The organism is Chengkuizengella axinellae (genome assembly GCF_030730905.1).
Taxonomy (GTDB): Bacteria; Bacillota; Bacilli; order Paenibacillales; family KCTC-33759; genus Chengkuizengella; species Chengkuizengella axinellae.
The window spans coordinates 1-15,718 of record NZ_JAVAMP010000016.1; the positions used below are offsets into that span (position 1 = coordinate 1).

Sequence of the window (15,718 nt, forward strand, 5' to 3'; positions counted from 1 at the left end):
TGAAAAAGCGATTAAAGTAAAAGCTTCTTCGGTAAGTAAAATCTTTTCTTGTGATCTTCCACGAGAATCTTTGTAATCAATAACGCCAAAGTTGGCGATATTAAATTCTTGTTCCTCTGCTTCTTCCAACTTCCCCATCTGATTCTTGATGTCACGCAATACCTTGTCATGAGCTTTATTGAATACTTCTGCTACTGTTAAACTGTCTGTTACTACTCTGTTGTTTTCGATGTATACTAATTGGTTCATTCTTTCACCTTCCTTTGAGAAACCTACACAAATATTTTATTGAATTGCTTATCCAAAAACTCCGACATCTTATTGGCTTGAAACGTCCAAGTCTGACCTTGGGAATTAGGATAAAATACAAATCCACCATACTTAACATCAAGTTTTTGTCTAAAACGAGAAGGATATAAAATATTCTCTTTTATCCACTCACTTTTTTTATTAACACGTTTCTCAAGATCTTTCATATTCCAATAAACCCCTACTAACTCTTTTTTCTTCAAACTTTCTAACTCCACTTTATTAATCAGAACAGAGTCAGAAGGAATTGGGATAGACATTTGTACATTTAGTTGTTGCATTTTTATTTCACCTACTTTCTGTGGTAACTACCGCCTCATTTAAAACTTAGGCGGTAGTTTTGACTTTTCTCTCAAACAAATATTCTAGAGTCATGCTAGGAAAAAATTTGTACTTAATCGCCAACATCTCAGAGAGCGTGAACTCTGACTTTCCACACAATTTGTTACTTATCGTTTTGGCTGTAACATCTAGTTCTAAGGACATTGTTTTACTTTCTATCCCCTTCCTAGCCATTTCAGCTCTCAAGTTAGGAAACATATTACCACCCCCTTCTATTTACCATGTGTGGTATATGATTTGATTCAATATTATACCTTGTATGGTAGTTTGTCAACGATAATAAGTACATTTTTTTTGTTATGTGGTATAAAATTACTTCACAAGGTATAAAATTAGATGTATAATAGAAAAAAACGTGATACGAAGGGTGAATTGGTATGAAGTTAACAGATAAGTTAGATGAATTAATGAAACAAAAAGGGATCAGTCGAATGGGTTTGTCAAAAGAATCTGGAGTTCCATATACCACACTAGTTAATTTTTATGAAAAAGGAACAGATAACGTTAAACTTTCTACATTAAAAAAACTAAGTGATTACTTTAAAGTGAGTCTTGATTATCTTGTCGATGAAAATATATATAGTGATGCTGGATTAACTAAAATAGCTGAGTTTGTTAACATTCCTTTAGTTGGTCGAATCTCCTGTGGTGATGGATTAATAGCTTTTGAAGAAGTAGAAGGCTATCGACAAACACCAAAAGAATTGTTGAATGGTGGTGAATATTTCTATTTACGCGCTAAAGGAGATTCTATGGTAGGCGCTCGAATACACGAAAACGATCTATTGCTAATCCGCAAACAGTCTGCTGTTGAGCATGGTGACATTGCTGCTGTAATGATTAATGATGAAGCAGTATTAAAACGAGTATTTATAAATGGGGATCAAATTGTATTGCAATCAGAAAATGATAATTACGAACCAGTTTTTTATTCATCTGACGATGTAAAAATCATTGGAAAGTTAAAAATGGCAACAACTGAATTCTAAGGAGGAATTATTTTTAAATGGCTAGTTTTCAAAAGCGAGGGAAGACATGGCAGTATACTATTAGTCGAATGATTAATGGTGTATCGAAACCAATTCGAAAAAGTGGATTCAGTACTAAAAAAGAAGCACAAATTGCAGCAACTGAAGTTGAAGCGGATTTACAAAAAGGAATAACCCCTCATCTTAAACCTGAGCCATTCGATGAATATTTCGCGGAGTGGCTTAAATTATATAAAAAAGACGTTTCTAAAAACACAATGTCACGTTACTTGAACACCCTCAAGACAATACAAGAGCACTTTAAAGGTGTACCTATACAAAACATCAACAAACGAACATACCAGCTCTTTTTGAATGAATACGGTCTCACTAGAGCTAAAACGACAACAAAAAAAATAAATGGACATATCAGAGCATGTATTAAAGACGCGATTGATGAAGGGATTATTCACACCGACTTCACTAGGAGGGTAGTATTTTCAGGGAGTGTACAAACTAAAAAGGCAGATGAAAAGCACTTAAGTTACTTTGATAGTAAGCGTCTCCTGAACGAACTACAAAACAATCTAGATTCACTGACACATTATTTGATTTTACTAGCACTAACTTCTGGATTAAGATTTTCTGAATTACTAGGTTTAACTAGGAAGGATTTTGATTTTGAAAAGAATGAAATCTCGATAAATAAGACATGGGGACACACAAAAAAAATGCACGTGGGTTTTGGAAAAACTAAAAATGAACAGTCAAACCGAACCATTAAAATGGATGCCAAGACAATGGATGTTTTCAAAAAAATGTTTAATAACACACCTGAGAACCTACATGGTTTGATATTCTATTGCCCTGTTTCAAAATACAAAATTATAAGCAATGGAGCAGCAAATAAATTATTAAAAACCTTGCTCGAAAAACTAAATATTAACCCTATTAGTATACATGGACTTAGACACACTCATGCAAGTGTGCTACTCTATAAAAAAGTGTCGATATACTATATAAGCGAGCGCCTTGGGCACTCCGCCATAGAAACAACACTTCAACATTATGCTCACATAGTCAAAGAACTACGTGAAAAAGATGAAAAAAATACAGTCAAGATTTTTGGAGATATGGTTATATAGTTTTACACATATTTTACACTTATAGACTAACTAACGTTGATATTATAGGTATTTCACCTTGCTTTGCTACGTTCTGAATGAACGACTATTGATTAAAATCTAATATCGCATGTTAGATAGAGTACCCCCAAAGAAAAACTTTAGTTTATGAAAAGGTCCCCGAAAAGTAATAGGATTAAGCATCTAAGCATGTTCTTCACTTTTTGGGATATTCTAAAAGACATCAGTAAATGTAAGCGTAAGCGGTCCTAACAAAAACGATAGAATCGAACCAAAAATCAGCATCAAAGGCAGCAGCAGCTTTGCTTCTGTTTGACCTGCAATTTCCTCAATTCTAGCTTGCCTTAGTTCTCTTAAATATTTCACTAGCTCTACAACAGATTCAGAAAAACCACCTGCTCCTGTTTCAATGGCCTGAATCAACTGATCTAAAAAAGCGTGCATTTCTTGAATTTCTATTCTTTTAGAGCATTCCATAAACGCTCGATCTGCTGAACTCCCCATTCTTATTTTATGTATCGCTAATTGCACTTCCTCAAAAAGATGATTGTCTCTTCCATCAATGGCTTTCTGTAAAGCTTCTATTGGAGACAGTCCAGCAGAAACGCCTATGGCTGTTAATTCTGCCAATGACAATACGTGTTTACCCATTAATGATTGCTGTTTTTTCCATTTCCTTTTTAAATGCTGCTTTACAGACATCGAAAGTACAAAGCTAATCATCATCAGAATAGGTTGAAATAAATAGAGACCTAACCCAAATAATAGGATAACAAGCAGCCATTGTGTGCCTAATATTGACTTCGACCAAACAGAAGGATAACCATTTTTCTCTAGCAAATTCATAAGTTCATATTGGTTTTTTTGAAATATGTTCAACTTGGATAAAATTACGTCATAAAAAAAAGCACCTACAGTACCTATTAATAACAACATATCCTTCAAAGCATGATCTGAACGATGAACGTTACGAATCATAAATCTTTTCTCCAATATAAATTCTGGGATAAAAGCAGCGGAAATAAAAAAAATAGATACTCCAAATAAAACAGAATACCAAATCACCATTTTAAAACTCCTCAAAATTCATAATTTTAAATATAAAATACCAAGCAATACATGAGATTATAATCCCAATGATTAAAAAAATACGTCCTTCACCAAGCAAAGTAATGTACAAGTCTGGCGCCATAAATTTAAAGATCATTAATATCACAATGGGTAAAATGCTAATTGTAATAGCACTGATTCGTTGATAAGTTGTTTTCGCTTTTATTTTTTTATCAATTTGTTTCCTTTCCCTTATACTGTTGGATACAGATTGCATCACATTCGGCACTTCTTTCCCTCCAACAGTTGATGCTAAGTAAGTTGCATGGTATAGGATTTCTGTTTCAGGAGACCTCCATTTCTCTGAAAAGTTTTTTAAAGCCCCACTTAATGACTTCCCACTGAACTGTACTTCATTTACGATAAATTCTAATTCCTCCTTCAATGGAGAATGTACATAACCTATCGCTGATCGATAAGCTTCTAACAAGGTTAAACCGCTTCTTACAGTGGATGAAATGACAAGACAGGCTCCTTCCAATTGTTCTAAACATTTTTTCCTCATAAAATAATACTTCCATTGATTAACCAAAGCTGGTAGCTTCCTAGCTAACAACAATCCCATAGGTGAAATCATCAATCCCCACACCATAGATAGGGAGTAACTAATCAATAAAAAAACGAATACAGCCCCAGATAAATCAAGAATAATGGGAAATAGCTTCGTCATATCTTTCTCTTCATCTTTCTTTTGCACTTGGAACATCCTTGTTGATTCAGGTACAAGAGAAACAGTCATGATAAACGCAGATAGGAAAATCATCACCGAAATCATGAGAGGCATGTTTTAAACCACCCCTTTTTTATTAAATATTCTTTTATACCACGGTTTTTTTAAATATGAGTTTTGAAGTCTACCATCTGGTAAAAGTGCTTGTACAAGTTGAAAAATACTATTTCCAAAAGGGGTTTTACGCAAATCCTCTCGAATGCCTACCTTTTTTATTCTAGGTTTATGCACTTCCGCATCGTAGGGAATGACCCCAAATCGCGGCACTCCAATTTTTTGAGAGATATCATCCAATTTATACGGCAGCTTACTTGGTATTTTATTAAACACCAATCGAATTTTTGCAATTGGCAGCTGTAACTTTTGAGTCGTCCTTTGGACAAATGACGAAGATATATCGATCATATCTAAATCAATCCCACTAATGAATAAAATATCATCACTCAACTCCAACGCTTTTGTATTGCTTTCCCTTAAATCATCCGCCATATCAAAAATAATGAAATCAAAATGATGTTTTAAAATAGGAGTCGTTTTTTCTATTAGTGATTCTGTCATAAATTTTTCATCTTCTATGTTCCAAGGTGAAGATATAAAGAAAAGATTATGTAAACTTGTTTGTGTCATGTATTCCGATACCTTCTTCCATGATTTAAATTCTTTGTCAGGAAAGGAGTTCCAATTTGTAATGTCATTACCTGGATTGTCCTCCGTAATTACAAAATAGCCAAACTTTCTAGCCACATCACTACCTTCTCTTGTATGATCCAAATCAATAATACAAACCTTTAACTTGGAGTATTTAGCGATATAATAAGCTAAGTATGTAGAAATCGTTGTTTTACCTTCTCCGCCCTTGGGGGAATACACAGAAATCACTTGACAATCAGAATCTTCTTCATCCGCAGGTTGTTTCATTTCGATTATTTTATCTGTATGTCCACTAGAACGATATGTTTTTACAGCTTGAATTTCACTTCCTCTTGTGATTGCTATCACTCCAATTGTCGCAAATCGCTTCCATGATTGGATACTTATAATAGGTAAAGAAACCCAAACTATCGTCACATTGTTCAGGTATTTATTATCTTCCAAAAGTGCTAGAGAATCCTGTTCGTTAAAACCTATTAGTACAACGTCATAACCTTTTGCTTTTAAAAGATGTGCAGACTGTGCAGTTGAAGTCCCAATCCCTACAATCTTAAATTGATTTTTTTGTAGTTTGGGCATCATCTCTTTGACGAACATGGAATCTCCGCACAATAAAATATTCACTGATGACTCACCTCCATTTTCGACTGTTCGACTGTTTTTTCATTTTCTAGCTCATCAGCCAAAAAAGGCTCTACTGCTTCTGAAAGAATAACGCTATCCCCACCATCCCCTAGTGGTCTTAAAGTAATAAAATCCTTCGCTCCACTTGCTGCATAATCTGCATATTCATCAACAATGCCTACTGGCAACGATATGATAATGGATTTATTGCTTAATTCATTATTTTGACTGTGATTTGAAACCCCTTTGATTACTTCAACTGCTTCAGCCAATTTCACAGCGCTTTTTAAGCTGTTGTCCAGTACATATAAATCAATATAATCACCCGTGTTTATAGTTCCTCCGACGGTTGTATGTATGTTTACAGGTAGTGCTATCGCCCTCGTGTTTGCATCCCCTTTTTCTAATAGCTTACCTGACATCGTTGTTTTCGAAGTATCTATTAACATTGCAGAACGAACAACGGTATCCTCAAAACCATAACCCTTTATACTTTTCCCTAAGACCTTTGCTTTATCTAATACAGCATCGGAGGGTATAGCTGCCAGAGGCAATTCTTTTTCAATCAACATATCTGGTTGAAGAGGTTGGTAGTTATCTATATTCTGTTTAAATACATATACGTTTTTAGTTTCTGTATTCTGTATTGTGTAAGAGTAAACTAAATAACCTGATATTGTTCCCAACAGCAACCCAATCATAATAAAAATAAAACGTTTTTTCATTCCATGCTGCCTCCTAACTTATTTGAATATGCACAGCTAAATCTTGAATTGCATTTTCAAAAGGATATCTAAAATAAGCTGGTTTTCGATCTGCATAAGCGGAAGCAACTTCATCCGAATCCTCACTCATAATAAACGGCTGGTTAAAATCTTGTTCGATTAGGGAAGTGAAGGACTTCCTTAAAGGTTTAGAAGTATCTATTTTATTGATACAAATGATCGCCTTCGTTTTATCTATCCCTTTCATATATTCTTTCAACTTTATGTAATCTACTTCTGATGGATTGATTACGATAATGATCTTTTGTGACATCTCAAGAAACTGTGAAGTATAGGTTGAGTAAAAAGGCAAATCTGCAACAATCACTTCTGAAGAAGTATCTAGTGCTCTTTGTATCAAATTAGGATCTGAATGAGTAATAGCAACTTCTCCAAAATCTGAGGTTTGAATACCTTGCTGCTGTTGTAAATTGAAATGTAATGCTGCATCAGCATTGTACGATAAATCAATCAATCTAGTAGATAATCCATTTAAATAATAGAAAGCTGTAAGTGAAGCAGCTATAGTAGTCACACCTACACCTCCATTTAATCCCAAAACAGAAACAATTTGTATACTTGATGGAAGAGGAGTAAGTTGAGTTATTTCATTAACTTCAGAATCTGCAATGTTATTTTCATTTAAACTAATCATTTCATTGTCCATGAATATTTTTGGATCAGGAAGTAAAGGATTGTTCTCTATGCCTTCCAATATCTCCTTCACTTGTGACATCCTCCATTCAGTCCCTCGAATAATATAATCTGAAGGTATACCTGCTGTCCTTGCTATTTCTTCATAGATTTTCCCTAGTTGATCCTCTGCTCCAGTCATTACTACAATCGGAAGCATTCCATCGGTTTGTTTAATTATTTCATGGATATTTGCTGGTTCTTGATCGTTTGAACGAACAACAACAGCGATATCCGTACTTTTACTAACCATGTCTGTAACTTGATAGCGACACTCAAACATTTTTTTAATCATTTCATTGGATTGGATATACAACTCCATTATTCTCATCCTTTCAATTATGAATTACAAAGCTTTTCACTTTTTATATTTTGCTTACAGAGCTTATCTTCTCTTTTTGGGGATTTTTCTACCTGCTCGTAAATTTGTGGGCATAAACACATTAAACCTGTGATGGGTAGTCACAGAATAATTAATATATTTTGATTTTGATTTCTCCTTTCTTCTCTCAGCAGTCATTATAAGGAAAATAGATCTATAAAGAATAAATTTACATGCAAAAAAACTCCCCTTAAAAATAAGGAGAGTTCGATGTTATTTAATTAAAAAAGGGCATAACTATAGAACCTATTTAAAATGTCGCTGATTCAGTTAACTATATTTACTTAATTTGAATATATTTGTAAATAATATAACATAATTTTCTATTTGTGTACATCATTTATTGATATTTTATTTATATAAATGTTTTAAGAAAATAAATTTATATTGTTGTTATTTTTCTTAAAAAGGGGAGTATTGCTAGTCTTTAGTTTCGAGCAAAGCTCAAATAATGAATATTGTTCTACATTTTCTTCTTGTATTTTCCTTTCAAATTGTCGTATTACATCTTCATCTATTTTGATAGGATCTAAACTTGAATCAGTGATCACATGTATAACATAAGGTAAACTACAAATCGTTGAAAGAAGTTTTTCTGTCATATCCGCCTTTATTAGGATATATCCTGGAAGCATGCAGACTGACTCACACTTTATTCCTTTTCCACTCTTCACCATCATTATCTTTGTAAATTTTTTCACCTCTGTTACGAAAGGAGAAACTACTCTCGCAACATATTTTTCTTCATTTTTCCACACTTGAACTGCATACCAGCTCATTTATATCTCCTCCTTTAATTGTTTAATTGACAAAACTAGTTTTACTTGTACATTCTTTCAATTCCCGATACAAAAATCATAATGCATCGTGAACAGAAACAATGTGTTTATGGAAAATGACTGAACATCTAGTTATTAGGGAAGGTAACTAGATAAGTATTGATTTCAATCATTTTTATACGGTTTTAATACCTTAGATATGTAGGGTTTGCTTACATTTAATATTTTAGAAATTTTAGAATACGATTGTCCATTTTTGTACATCAACCAAATCTCTCTTGTTTTGTTTGACATCTGTATGTATTGAATGGCTTCTACTTCACTCAATCCCAAATTCACTGCTTCTTTATAGGAAGAAGCTGCTTTTTTAATTTTGGAATATCCTTTTTTAAATGAATCTCTAGCATTCAAATTATGGTTAATATATGCTAATTCTGATTCTATCTGATGAAACGTTTTTTTCTCTATGAGTCTTTTATGAATAACTTTATTTTGCAGTTCAGATAATTTTGTAGCTTGAAAAAACTTATCAGGTATTAATTCATTTCTATGCGTTAGGTTTATAAGCTCAATTTGTGCATTTAAGTTTGAAATTGCTCTATTCAAAGAAATAATATCTAGATCCGCATCATCTAACATGTTTATATCGTTTAACTCTTTGGCAAGTTTCCTTTCTAATATTAATTTCTTCTTCATTTTTTGAAAATGGGTTCTACTAGATTCAGCATCCATAACAATATGAAATAATTGTCCATCCAATATTCATCACTCCTTTCATTTAAATTTGATGTGTTGAATTTTAAGACTCTAGACTCATATTCATGATAGTTACACTTCACTCTACCCTACATTAATTTACACTTTATTACATAATGTGTTAAAAATCAAGAAAAAAGTCACAAATTTTTACATAAAAGAACATAATAATGGTTAAAATGGATTAATAATGAAATCGGTCTTTGATCACTGATGGTCAATTTTATTCTTCAAAAATCGACTTTTTTCTACTTTTATTCTTTTTGATTTATTTTTTTCCATATATTATGATGGAGTTGTCACACATATCTTCCAAAGAAACGTGGGGCAAAACTAGTTTATTTACCTTTTGGTAAATATGTTTATGGGCAAATATGCACTTGGGGAAGTGCGGATAAATGAGGACTGGTAAGGGACTAACCTTACGCTGGTCCTCTTTTTCCAAGAAAAATAAGCTTCTAGAAACAAGTTTAGAAATCACCTGCAAAGACTATAGCAGATGATAGACGGCACTTCGCTTGCATAATGGTATCTTTTTCTTATATAATTTCTTTGTAAAACCTACTATTTTACTCAGGATTTATGATAAAATATATTTTTAGTGAGGATAACTTAGGAATAAGTATCTCTATAATGATGATATGAAGGAGAATTAAAATGGAAAAAGTACTTATTTTTGGACACAAAAATCCAGATACAGATACAATCTGTTCTGCAATAGCTTATGCTGATTTAAAGAAAGAAATCGGAATGGACGCTGAGGCTGTTCGCTTAGGTGAAGTAAGTGGAGAAACTCAATACGCGTTAGATCAATTTAAAGTTGAAGCACCTCGTCAAGTGAAAACAGTAGCTAACGAAGTAAACAGTGTTATTTTAGTAGACCATAATGAATTCCAACAAAGTGTAGAGGATATCAAAGATGTACGTATTTTGGAAGTGATTGACCATCACCGTATTGCAAACTTTGAAACAAGCGATCCTTTATATTATAGAGCTGAGCCTGTAGGATGTACTGCAACTATTTTAAACAAGCTGTATAAAGAGCATGGAGTAGCGATCAAGAAAGAAATTGCGGGATTAATGCTTTCTGCAATCATCTCTGACTCCCTATTATTCAAATCCCCAACTTGCACAGATCAAGATGTTGCTGCTGCTCAAGAGTTAGCTGAAATTGCTGGCGTGAATGCAGAAGAGTACGGTTTGAACATGCTAAAAGCTGGTGCAGATCTAAGTGGTAAAAGCATTAATGAAATGATCACGCTTGATGCAAAAGAATTCAGCATGGGTGATTCCAAAGTAGAAATTGCTCAAGTAAATACAGTAGATACAGCAGACGTTCTTAATCGTCAGCAAGAAATCGAAGAAGCTATTACACAAGTGATTGCTGAAAAAGAGTTAGACTTGTTTGTTTTTGCTGTTACAGATATTTTAACTAACAACTCTACTGCACTAGCTCTTGGTAAGAAAGCAAGTGCCGTTGAGAAAGCATTTAACGTAACTTTAAACAATAATACTGCTGTTCTTCAAGGTGTTGTATCACGTAAGAAACAAGTGGTTCCTAATCTTACTGAAGCATTATCTTAATTTAAAAACCTAAAGAATCATTAAGGAAGGTCTATGTGCTTTATTAGTACATAGACCTTTCTTTGGTTCCTATCTAGTTTCAGTGTAACTATATCATGAATAATCATTACTTATTTCAAAGATGCTCTTATTTCTTTCATTTTTTGAGACACTAAAGGATAAAAATTATTTTTCGCACTTGTTGTAGAATTCCCCCCGAAAAATGCAGTACCCGGACAAGATTTTACAGCATGTCCTTTATCATTATCTAATACTCTTTCTCCAGTATTAATATCCCACCAATGATGGTATGTGATACTGTCAACGGAAGGAGTTAGACCGAACTTTAAACTAAGCAGGGCAGTCACTGTAACGATCGTATTCTTTTGTTCCTCTGTCATTTGATTCTGCCCTTTATCAAAGTTGCCGACATTTTCAATCGCTAACGAATCAGCTTCAATGGCCAGCATAGCAGATTTATTTTGTAATCCAAATGAGCCTTCCGGTGGTGTGTCAAATGGTCTGCTTACTGCTACTTTTCCGTCTGGGAATATAGTTAGATTTTGACTTATATTACTCCATCCCATTCCCTCAACATGATAACCCTCCATGCTCTTCAACATTGAAAAATGATTGGAACCGTTAAATTGCTGATATGCTGGTGACCATGTATGGTGTTCTTGAATTTTTCCTATTTTTCTATTGAAGCTATGATTGAACAACCAATCCCTAAATTCCTCTCTTGTCATCAGCACATACTGTCCTTGCATAGTCAGTTTTTTAGGAGTAATTTTTATTTTTTGACCTACATATATATTGTTTGATGTAAGTCCATTTTTTGTTTTTATTAGATCTACTGTTGAATTAAATGCTTGTGAAAGCTCCCAAATTGTATCTCCATTCACAACTTCATACATAATGGGAATTCTTAATTTTTGACCAACCAAGATCGTATCTGACTGCAATCCGTTGATGAGCTTCAGATCCTTTACCGTAGTCCCATAGATATTCGCTATTTTCCATAAATGATCTCCTGCTTTTACCTCATATGTGTTTCTCGGGTTATTCACAGCATAAACAGAAGATACATTTATTAGTAATAAAAATAAACTAACAAGCAGTACTAATTGTTTTTTCATTATTTATTGTCCTTCCTTTGTGAGCATTACGAAACTCAAGTTTAATTAAAAGATAAAGAAAAACTTGCTTTCAGACTAATACAGAATTTACTGATGCATCGTGGATGACTCAGGGGTGAGCTAGTACAGGGAATGCCATTGAAAGTTAGATTGCACCATCTGGATAAAGTATAACTGTTATCTCCCCTTGAAAAATAGAGAGTATTATAACATGTAGATCGTGATGAATTTTCCCTATCTTTATATAATTTGTAAAATGGATATAGAATTATACAAAAAAAGCAACTGCCCTTGCTGGACAGTCACTTCATCTATTTAGGTTCAAAATAATGATTGGGTCTATTATTCGTTCATTTTATGAGTTTTGTAATCCCTGTGTATTCATAAGCACAATTCTCCATCTATCTGGGTCTTCAATTGTGACTCCGCTATCTTTCCAGTATGGATTCTCTGGTTCAACTTCGCCATATCCCATCGAGTTAAGTTTATTTTTAATTTCTATAATTTCATTTTTATCTGGTATGTAAAATACTAAAAGATTATCCTTAGTAGGTGCGGGACAAGGACTTCCATCTATATGCCTAGTAAATTCCAAATGATATTCTACATTAGGGAGTCCAAACATGACTCCATCATATCTTTCGTGATTTTGAAAGCCACCGATTCGTTTCAAACCCAATCCATCTTCATAGAATTCAATGATCTCTTCAAATTTATCTGTTGGTCTTGCGATTCTAAACTGAACGAAATTCTTCATAAATAATCCTCCATGCTGACTAGTATTAGAAATATATTATAACACTTTGTATTAGCTATTCTTTCTTCCATCCCAGATAAGAAATGGTGATATTAATAAAGAAAGTACAGGAGATAAATTTTTAAGTACCTGACACCATTAAAAAAATAGTGTAAATAAAAAAATATAATCCATTAAACCTTTGTTTCTTCTTTAGTCAACTGAACAAAAAAATCCCTACTCTAAAATTTTACCTGTTACCGTTAAACAACATTATGGTGTGTAATAGATTATATAGATTCATATACTAATAAAGAAACCGATGGTGTTGTGAGCACCCACGGCTTCAATTTTTAATACAATAGTCCGTTTATAAAACTGCAGGATTTAGTCAAAGGTTAGACCGCAACCTTTAGAGATTTTATTAAAACAGTTAAAAAGACACTATTATAAATGAGAGCCTATTATCTTTTATGATGTGTAACATTATAAAGACAATAAGTTAAAGGATAGATAAAGTATGGGTACCGTCAGGAAAATGCGGATTTACAACGATAATGAAATTCCAAACTAAAAGCCCAACTGCTATGAAGTTCAAAACAGAGAAATTGAGCTTTTCCGCTAATTCATTTATTTATTGAATTCATTAACTGGAAGAAATATTCAGGATTATAAGTTTTATTTAATTTATACCATGAATGTAAAGTATCTGGTGCAAATACATCTAATATTTTAAGTACTTCCATCGCAAATTCGAGAGGAGCTAATCCTGATGCAGTAACCAAATTCGCATCAGATACTACAGGTTCCATCTCATAAAATTTTTCTCCCTTATAATTAGGGCAGACCATTTGAATATATTCTAAGTTATTACTTGTATGCTTTCTTGAATCTAGGTATCCTATACTCGCAAGACCTTCAGTTGCACCACAAATTGCAGCAACAATAGTGCCAAGCTTTAAAGCTTCGCTGATTCTTTCCAAGATAGGCTGATGGATAATTTCTCTCCAAGTAGTCCCCCCTGGTAAAATTAAAAGATCTTTACTCTCAAGAGTACATTCATCAAGAGAAATATCTGGTTTTATGCTCAGTCCTCCCATCGTAGTAATGATTTCTTTATTGGCTCCCACTGTGACTACTTTTAAAGGCGCTAAATCCATTTTGAAATATCTTCCTGAGTTTAGTTCAGCAACTAAATATCCATATTCCCAATCTGACATTGTATTAAATACATAAAGATAAACTTTCTTTGTTTTCACCAATAACACTCCAATCACAATTGATATGAGCCTATTATAATATAACTTCCCTGACAACTAACGTCAGGGAAGTTATTATAGTTGATGAAATTCTATTAATTCCGACAGTACTTCAATAAGTCTTTTCTTAAGACTTATTGGCTCAATTACTTGAATAGATTTACCATACGGTAAAAGTAAATAAGGTACATATGTGTGTAGTATATCCTCTTCAAATAGAAATACTGCTTGATTTAAAGTCCGTTCTTTTAAATAATGCCCTAAGAACCAATGTTGACAAATATCACCCAACGTCGTTGTATTTCCATTAATAACCAAAGAAATAACTTCTTCCTTATTTTCTATGGTTGGAAGAAGGTCTTTCATAAAAAATTCACGTGCTGAAAAATTTTCTGGTCGAATAAACTTATTTTCAGTTAGCATTAGGCTTTCAATTCGATCTACTCTATAACTGCGGATACCATTCCTAAGATGGCAAAACCCAATCACATACCACTTATTTTTCCAATAAATCATTTTGTAAGGATCAACCAATCTATACATTGATTGCTCTTCACCACTTTTGTGGTATAGAATTTTTACAGTGTATCCATCAGCTACTGCCTGCTCCAACTGCCTCAAGAAAGTTTCTAAAGAAGGGAAACTTAATCGACTTATTACTTCAAGACTGTTTAAATGTTGGTTTATCTTTGTTTCCTGTTCTTGATTTGAATATTTGCTTAGCTTTGAAATAGCCCTATCTAGTGCTTCACCACCATAATATCCGGCTTCCTCTGCAAAAACAGCCGCATGATAAAGTGAGGTTTGCTCTTCAAAATCAAAAAATAGAGGGGCTTCAATAAAATTGTTTAATATAGTGTATCCACCGTTATGTCCTGGTTCTGAAATTATAGGTACGCCACTTGTTGAAAGTGTATCAATATAACGATACACAGTCCTTATATTCATTTCTAGCTTTTCTGAAATTTGTTTTGCAGTAATTTTTTCACCTGAACTAAGCATCCATAGAATGGCTAGTATATTGTCGATTTTAGGCATATAATTCCACCTCTATATCAAATTTATTTTCCAATATATTTTTCCGATTTTTAGTATAATCCATCAACTTTTCCCCTCTGATAGCTTTCTATATAATGAGGCCCTAGACACATTTGTAATTTCACAAATTTGATTTACAGTCATATTTCCTTCTTTATATAGCTTCACTGCATAATTCATTCCAGCATGATTTTTATGATATTTCTTTAATCGACCTTTAAATTTTCCTTCTTTCTTGGCCAATTCAATCCCTTCACGTTGACGCATACGGATAAGATCTCGCTCTAGTTGGTTAACACCAGCCATTACTGTAATTAAGAATTGGCTATATGGATTATCTTCTGATAAATCTAGCCATGAATCCTTTATAGATTTTAAACTTGCTTTTTCACTTCGTATTAAATCGATCAATTCAAATAAATCCTGCGTACTTCGAGTGATTCGAGTTAAGTCTGTCACATAAATAATGTCATCTTCTCGTAAATCCCCTAACATTTTTTGAAGTTGTTCACGGTCCTTTGTTGCCCCAGAGACTTTTTCTTCATAAATAATATCCATACCGATTTCGTTCAATTGCTGAAATTGCCTTAAAGAATTTTGGCTGATCGAACTAACACGTATATAACCGATTTTCCGCAAAATATCACCTCATTATTTTTGAGACAAGTCTTATGAGACACTCGTAACTATGATTTTATCAGTCTATTACACTTATATCAATAGAGTACAC

General features: G+C 33.3%; 18 protein-coding genes. 3 read left to right on the forward strand and 15 right to left on the reverse strand.

Features of this window, described 5'->3' with window-relative positions; genetic code table 11:
• The 3 genes from Q5Y73_RS20900 to Q5Y73_RS20910 all read right to left on the reverse strand — a co-directional run.
• On the reverse strand, positions 1 to 249 hold a 249-nt coding region (locus tag Q5Y73_RS20900; protein ID WP_305993866.1), incomplete at its 3' end, for a Rha family transcriptional regulator.
• Positions 250 to 272: 23 nt separating this feature from the next.
• A complete protein-coding gene (locus Q5Y73_RS20905) occupies positions 273 to 590 on the reverse strand; it encodes a DUF771 domain-containing protein (protein ID WP_305993867.1) in 318 nt (105 codons plus the stop codon).
• 46 nt (positions 591 to 636) lie between these two features.
• The gene (locus tag Q5Y73_RS20910; RefSeq protein ID WP_305993868.1) at positions 637 to 849 is read right to left on the reverse strand and encodes a hypothetical protein; all 213 of its coding nucleotides are present in this window, start codon (positions 847 to 849) and stop codon (positions 637 to 639) included.
• Positions 850 to 1,028: 179 nt separating this feature from the next.
• Between Q5Y73_RS20910 and Q5Y73_RS20915 the strand changes: the two genes are divergently transcribed.
• On the forward strand, positions 1,029 to 1,640 hold the full coding sequence (locus tag Q5Y73_RS20915) for a helix-turn-helix domain-containing protein (RefSeq protein ID WP_305993869.1): 612 nt from the start codon (positions 1,029 to 1,031) through the stop codon (positions 1,638 to 1,640).
• A gap of 17 nt (positions 1,641 to 1,657) precedes the next feature.
• Positions 1,658 to 2,764 (forward strand): site-specific integrase, encoded by a 1,107-nt coding sequence (locus Q5Y73_RS20920; RefSeq protein ID WP_305993870.1) that lies wholly within the window; start codon positions 1,658 to 1,660, stop codon positions 2,762 to 2,764.
• A 213-nt stretch (positions 2,765 to 2,977) separates the two neighbouring features.
• Here Q5Y73_RS20920 and Q5Y73_RS20925 read toward each other — a convergent pair whose 3' ends face one another.
• The 7 genes from Q5Y73_RS20925 to Q5Y73_RS20955 all read right to left on the reverse strand — a co-directional run bounded on the left by Q5Y73_RS20925 (position 2,978) and on the right by Q5Y73_RS20955 (position 9,256).
• On the reverse strand, positions 2,978 to 3,832 hold the full coding sequence (locus tag Q5Y73_RS20925) for a type II secretion system F family protein (protein ID WP_305993871.1): 855 nt from the start codon (positions 3,830 to 3,832) through the stop codon (positions 2,978 to 2,980).
• 1 nt (position 3,833) lies between these two features.
• Positions 3,834 to 4,658, reverse strand: coding sequence for a type II secretion system F family protein (locus Q5Y73_RS20930; RefSeq protein ID WP_305993872.1), 825 nt, complete (start codon positions 4,656 to 4,658; stop codon positions 3,834 to 3,836).
• 3 nt (positions 4,659 to 4,661) lie between these two features.
• The gene (locus Q5Y73_RS20935) at positions 4,662 to 5,879 is read right to left on the reverse strand and encodes a CpaE/TadZ family protein (RefSeq protein ID WP_305993873.1); all 1,218 of its coding nucleotides are present in this window, start codon (positions 5,877 to 5,879) and stop codon (positions 4,662 to 4,664) included.
• The gene (gene cpaB / locus Q5Y73_RS20940) at positions 5,876 to 6,604 is read right to left on the reverse strand and encodes a Flp pilus assembly protein CpaB (RefSeq protein ID WP_305993874.1); all 729 of its coding nucleotides are present in this window, start codon (positions 6,602 to 6,604) and stop codon (positions 5,876 to 5,878) included. The genes Q5Y73_RS20935 and cpaB overlap by 4 nt, the downstream gene beginning before the upstream one ends.
• A 13-nt stretch (positions 6,605 to 6,617) precedes the next feature.
• Positions 6,618 to 7,658 (reverse strand): CpaE/TadZ family protein, encoded by a 1,041-nt coding sequence (locus Q5Y73_RS20945; protein ID WP_305993875.1) that lies wholly within the window; start codon positions 7,656 to 7,658, stop codon positions 6,618 to 6,620.
• 428 nt (positions 7,659 to 8,086) lie between these two features.
• Positions 8,087 to 8,497, reverse strand: coding sequence for a transcription termination/antitermination protein NusG (gene nusG / locus Q5Y73_RS20950; RefSeq protein ID WP_305993876.1), 411 nt, complete (start codon positions 8,495 to 8,497; stop codon positions 8,087 to 8,089).
• A 165-nt stretch (positions 8,498 to 8,662) separates the two neighbouring features.
• Positions 8,663 to 9,256: a hypothetical protein gene (locus Q5Y73_RS20955; RefSeq protein ID WP_305993877.1), complete on the reverse strand. Its 594-nt coding sequence runs from the start codon at positions 9,254 to 9,256 to the stop codon at positions 8,663 to 8,665.
• Positions 9,257 to 9,910: 654 nt separating this feature from the next.
• Here Q5Y73_RS20955 and Q5Y73_RS20960 point away from each other — a divergent pair.
• Entirely contained in the window at positions 9,911 to 10,837 is a 927-nt protein-coding gene (locus tag Q5Y73_RS20960) for a manganese-dependent inorganic pyrophosphatase (RefSeq protein ID WP_305993878.1), read from the forward strand.
• A gap of 110 nt (positions 10,838 to 10,947) precedes the next feature.
• Here Q5Y73_RS20960 and Q5Y73_RS20965 read toward each other — a convergent pair whose 3' ends face one another.
• From Q5Y73_RS20965 to Q5Y73_RS20985, 5 genes are all read right to left on the reverse strand, one after another.
• Positions 10,948 to 11,955, reverse strand: coding sequence for a LysM peptidoglycan-binding domain-containing protein (locus Q5Y73_RS20965; protein WP_305993879.1), 1,008 nt, complete (start codon positions 11,953 to 11,955; stop codon positions 10,948 to 10,950).
• 355 nt (positions 11,956 to 12,310) lie between these two features.
• Positions 12,311 to 12,712: a VOC family protein gene (locus tag Q5Y73_RS20970; RefSeq protein WP_305993880.1), complete on the reverse strand. Its 402-nt coding sequence runs from the start codon at positions 12,710 to 12,712 to the stop codon at positions 12,311 to 12,313.
• 605 nt (positions 12,713 to 13,317) lie between these two features.
• Complete coding sequence (locus tag Q5Y73_RS20975) at positions 13,318 to 13,950, reverse strand: type 1 glutamine amidotransferase family protein (RefSeq protein WP_305993881.1); 633 nt, start codon at positions 13,948 to 13,950, stop codon at positions 13,318 to 13,320.
• A 75-nt stretch (positions 13,951 to 14,025) separates the two neighbouring features.
• Complete coding sequence (locus Q5Y73_RS20980) at positions 14,026 to 14,988, reverse strand: helix-turn-helix transcriptional regulator (RefSeq protein ID WP_305993882.1); 963 nt, start codon at positions 14,986 to 14,988, stop codon at positions 14,026 to 14,028.
• A 63-nt stretch (positions 14,989 to 15,051) separates the two neighbouring features.
• Positions 15,052 to 15,627: a recombinase family protein gene (locus Q5Y73_RS20985; RefSeq protein WP_305993883.1), complete on the reverse strand. Its 576-nt coding sequence runs from the start codon at positions 15,625 to 15,627 to the stop codon at positions 15,052 to 15,054.
• Positions 15,628 to 15,718 lie beyond the last annotated feature (91 nt).

What these genes read in the sequence shown, in the direction of transcription:
- Q5Y73_RS20905 (WP_305993867.1), bottom strand. Translation starts at nt 590, where the DNA reads ATGCAACAACTAAATGTACAAATGTCTATCCCAATTCCTTCTGACTCT.
- Q5Y73_RS20910 (WP_305993868.1), bottom strand. Translation starts at nt 849, where the DNA reads ATGTTTCCTAACTTGAGAGCTGAAATGGCTAGGAAGGGGATAGAAAGT.
- Q5Y73_RS20915 (WP_305993869.1), top strand. Translation starts at nt 1,029, where the DNA reads ATGAAGTTAACAGATAAGTTAGATGAATTAATGAAACAAAAAGGGATC.
- Q5Y73_RS20920 (WP_305993870.1), top strand. Translation starts at nt 1,658, where the DNA reads ATGGCTAGTTTTCAAAAGCGAGGGAAGACATGGCAGTATACTATTAGT.
- Q5Y73_RS20925 (WP_305993871.1), bottom strand. Translation starts at nt 3,832, where the DNA reads ATGGTGATTTGGTATTCTGTTTTATTTGGAGTATCTATTTTTTTTATT.
- Q5Y73_RS20930 (WP_305993872.1), bottom strand. Translation starts at nt 4,658, where the DNA reads ATGCCTCTCATGATTTCGGTGATGATTTTCCTATCTGCGTTTATCATG.
- cpaB (WP_305993874.1), bottom strand. Translation starts at nt 6,604, where the DNA reads ATGAAAAAACGTTTTATTTTTATTATGATTGGGTTGCTGTTGGGAACA.
- Q5Y73_RS20945 (WP_305993875.1), bottom strand. Translation starts at nt 7,658, where the DNA reads ATGGAGTTGTATATCCAATCCAATGAAATGATTAAAAAAATGTTTGAG.
- nusG (WP_305993876.1), bottom strand. Translation starts at nt 8,497, where the DNA reads ATGAGCTGGTATGCAGTTCAAGTGTGGAAAAATGAAGAAAAATATGTT.
- Q5Y73_RS20960 (WP_305993878.1), top strand. Translation starts at nt 9,911, where the DNA reads ATGGAAAAAGTACTTATTTTTGGACACAAAAATCCAGATACAGATACA.
- Q5Y73_RS20965 (WP_305993879.1), bottom strand. Translation starts at nt 11,955, where the DNA reads ATGAAAAAACAATTAGTACTGCTTGTTAGTTTATTTTTATTACTAATA.
- Q5Y73_RS20970 (WP_305993880.1), bottom strand. Translation starts at nt 12,712, where the DNA reads ATGAAGAATTTCGTTCAGTTTAGAATCGCAAGACCAACAGATAAATTT.
- Q5Y73_RS20980 (WP_305993882.1), bottom strand. Translation starts at nt 14,988, where the DNA reads ATGCCTAAAATCGACAATATACTAGCCATTCTATGGATGCTTAGTTCA.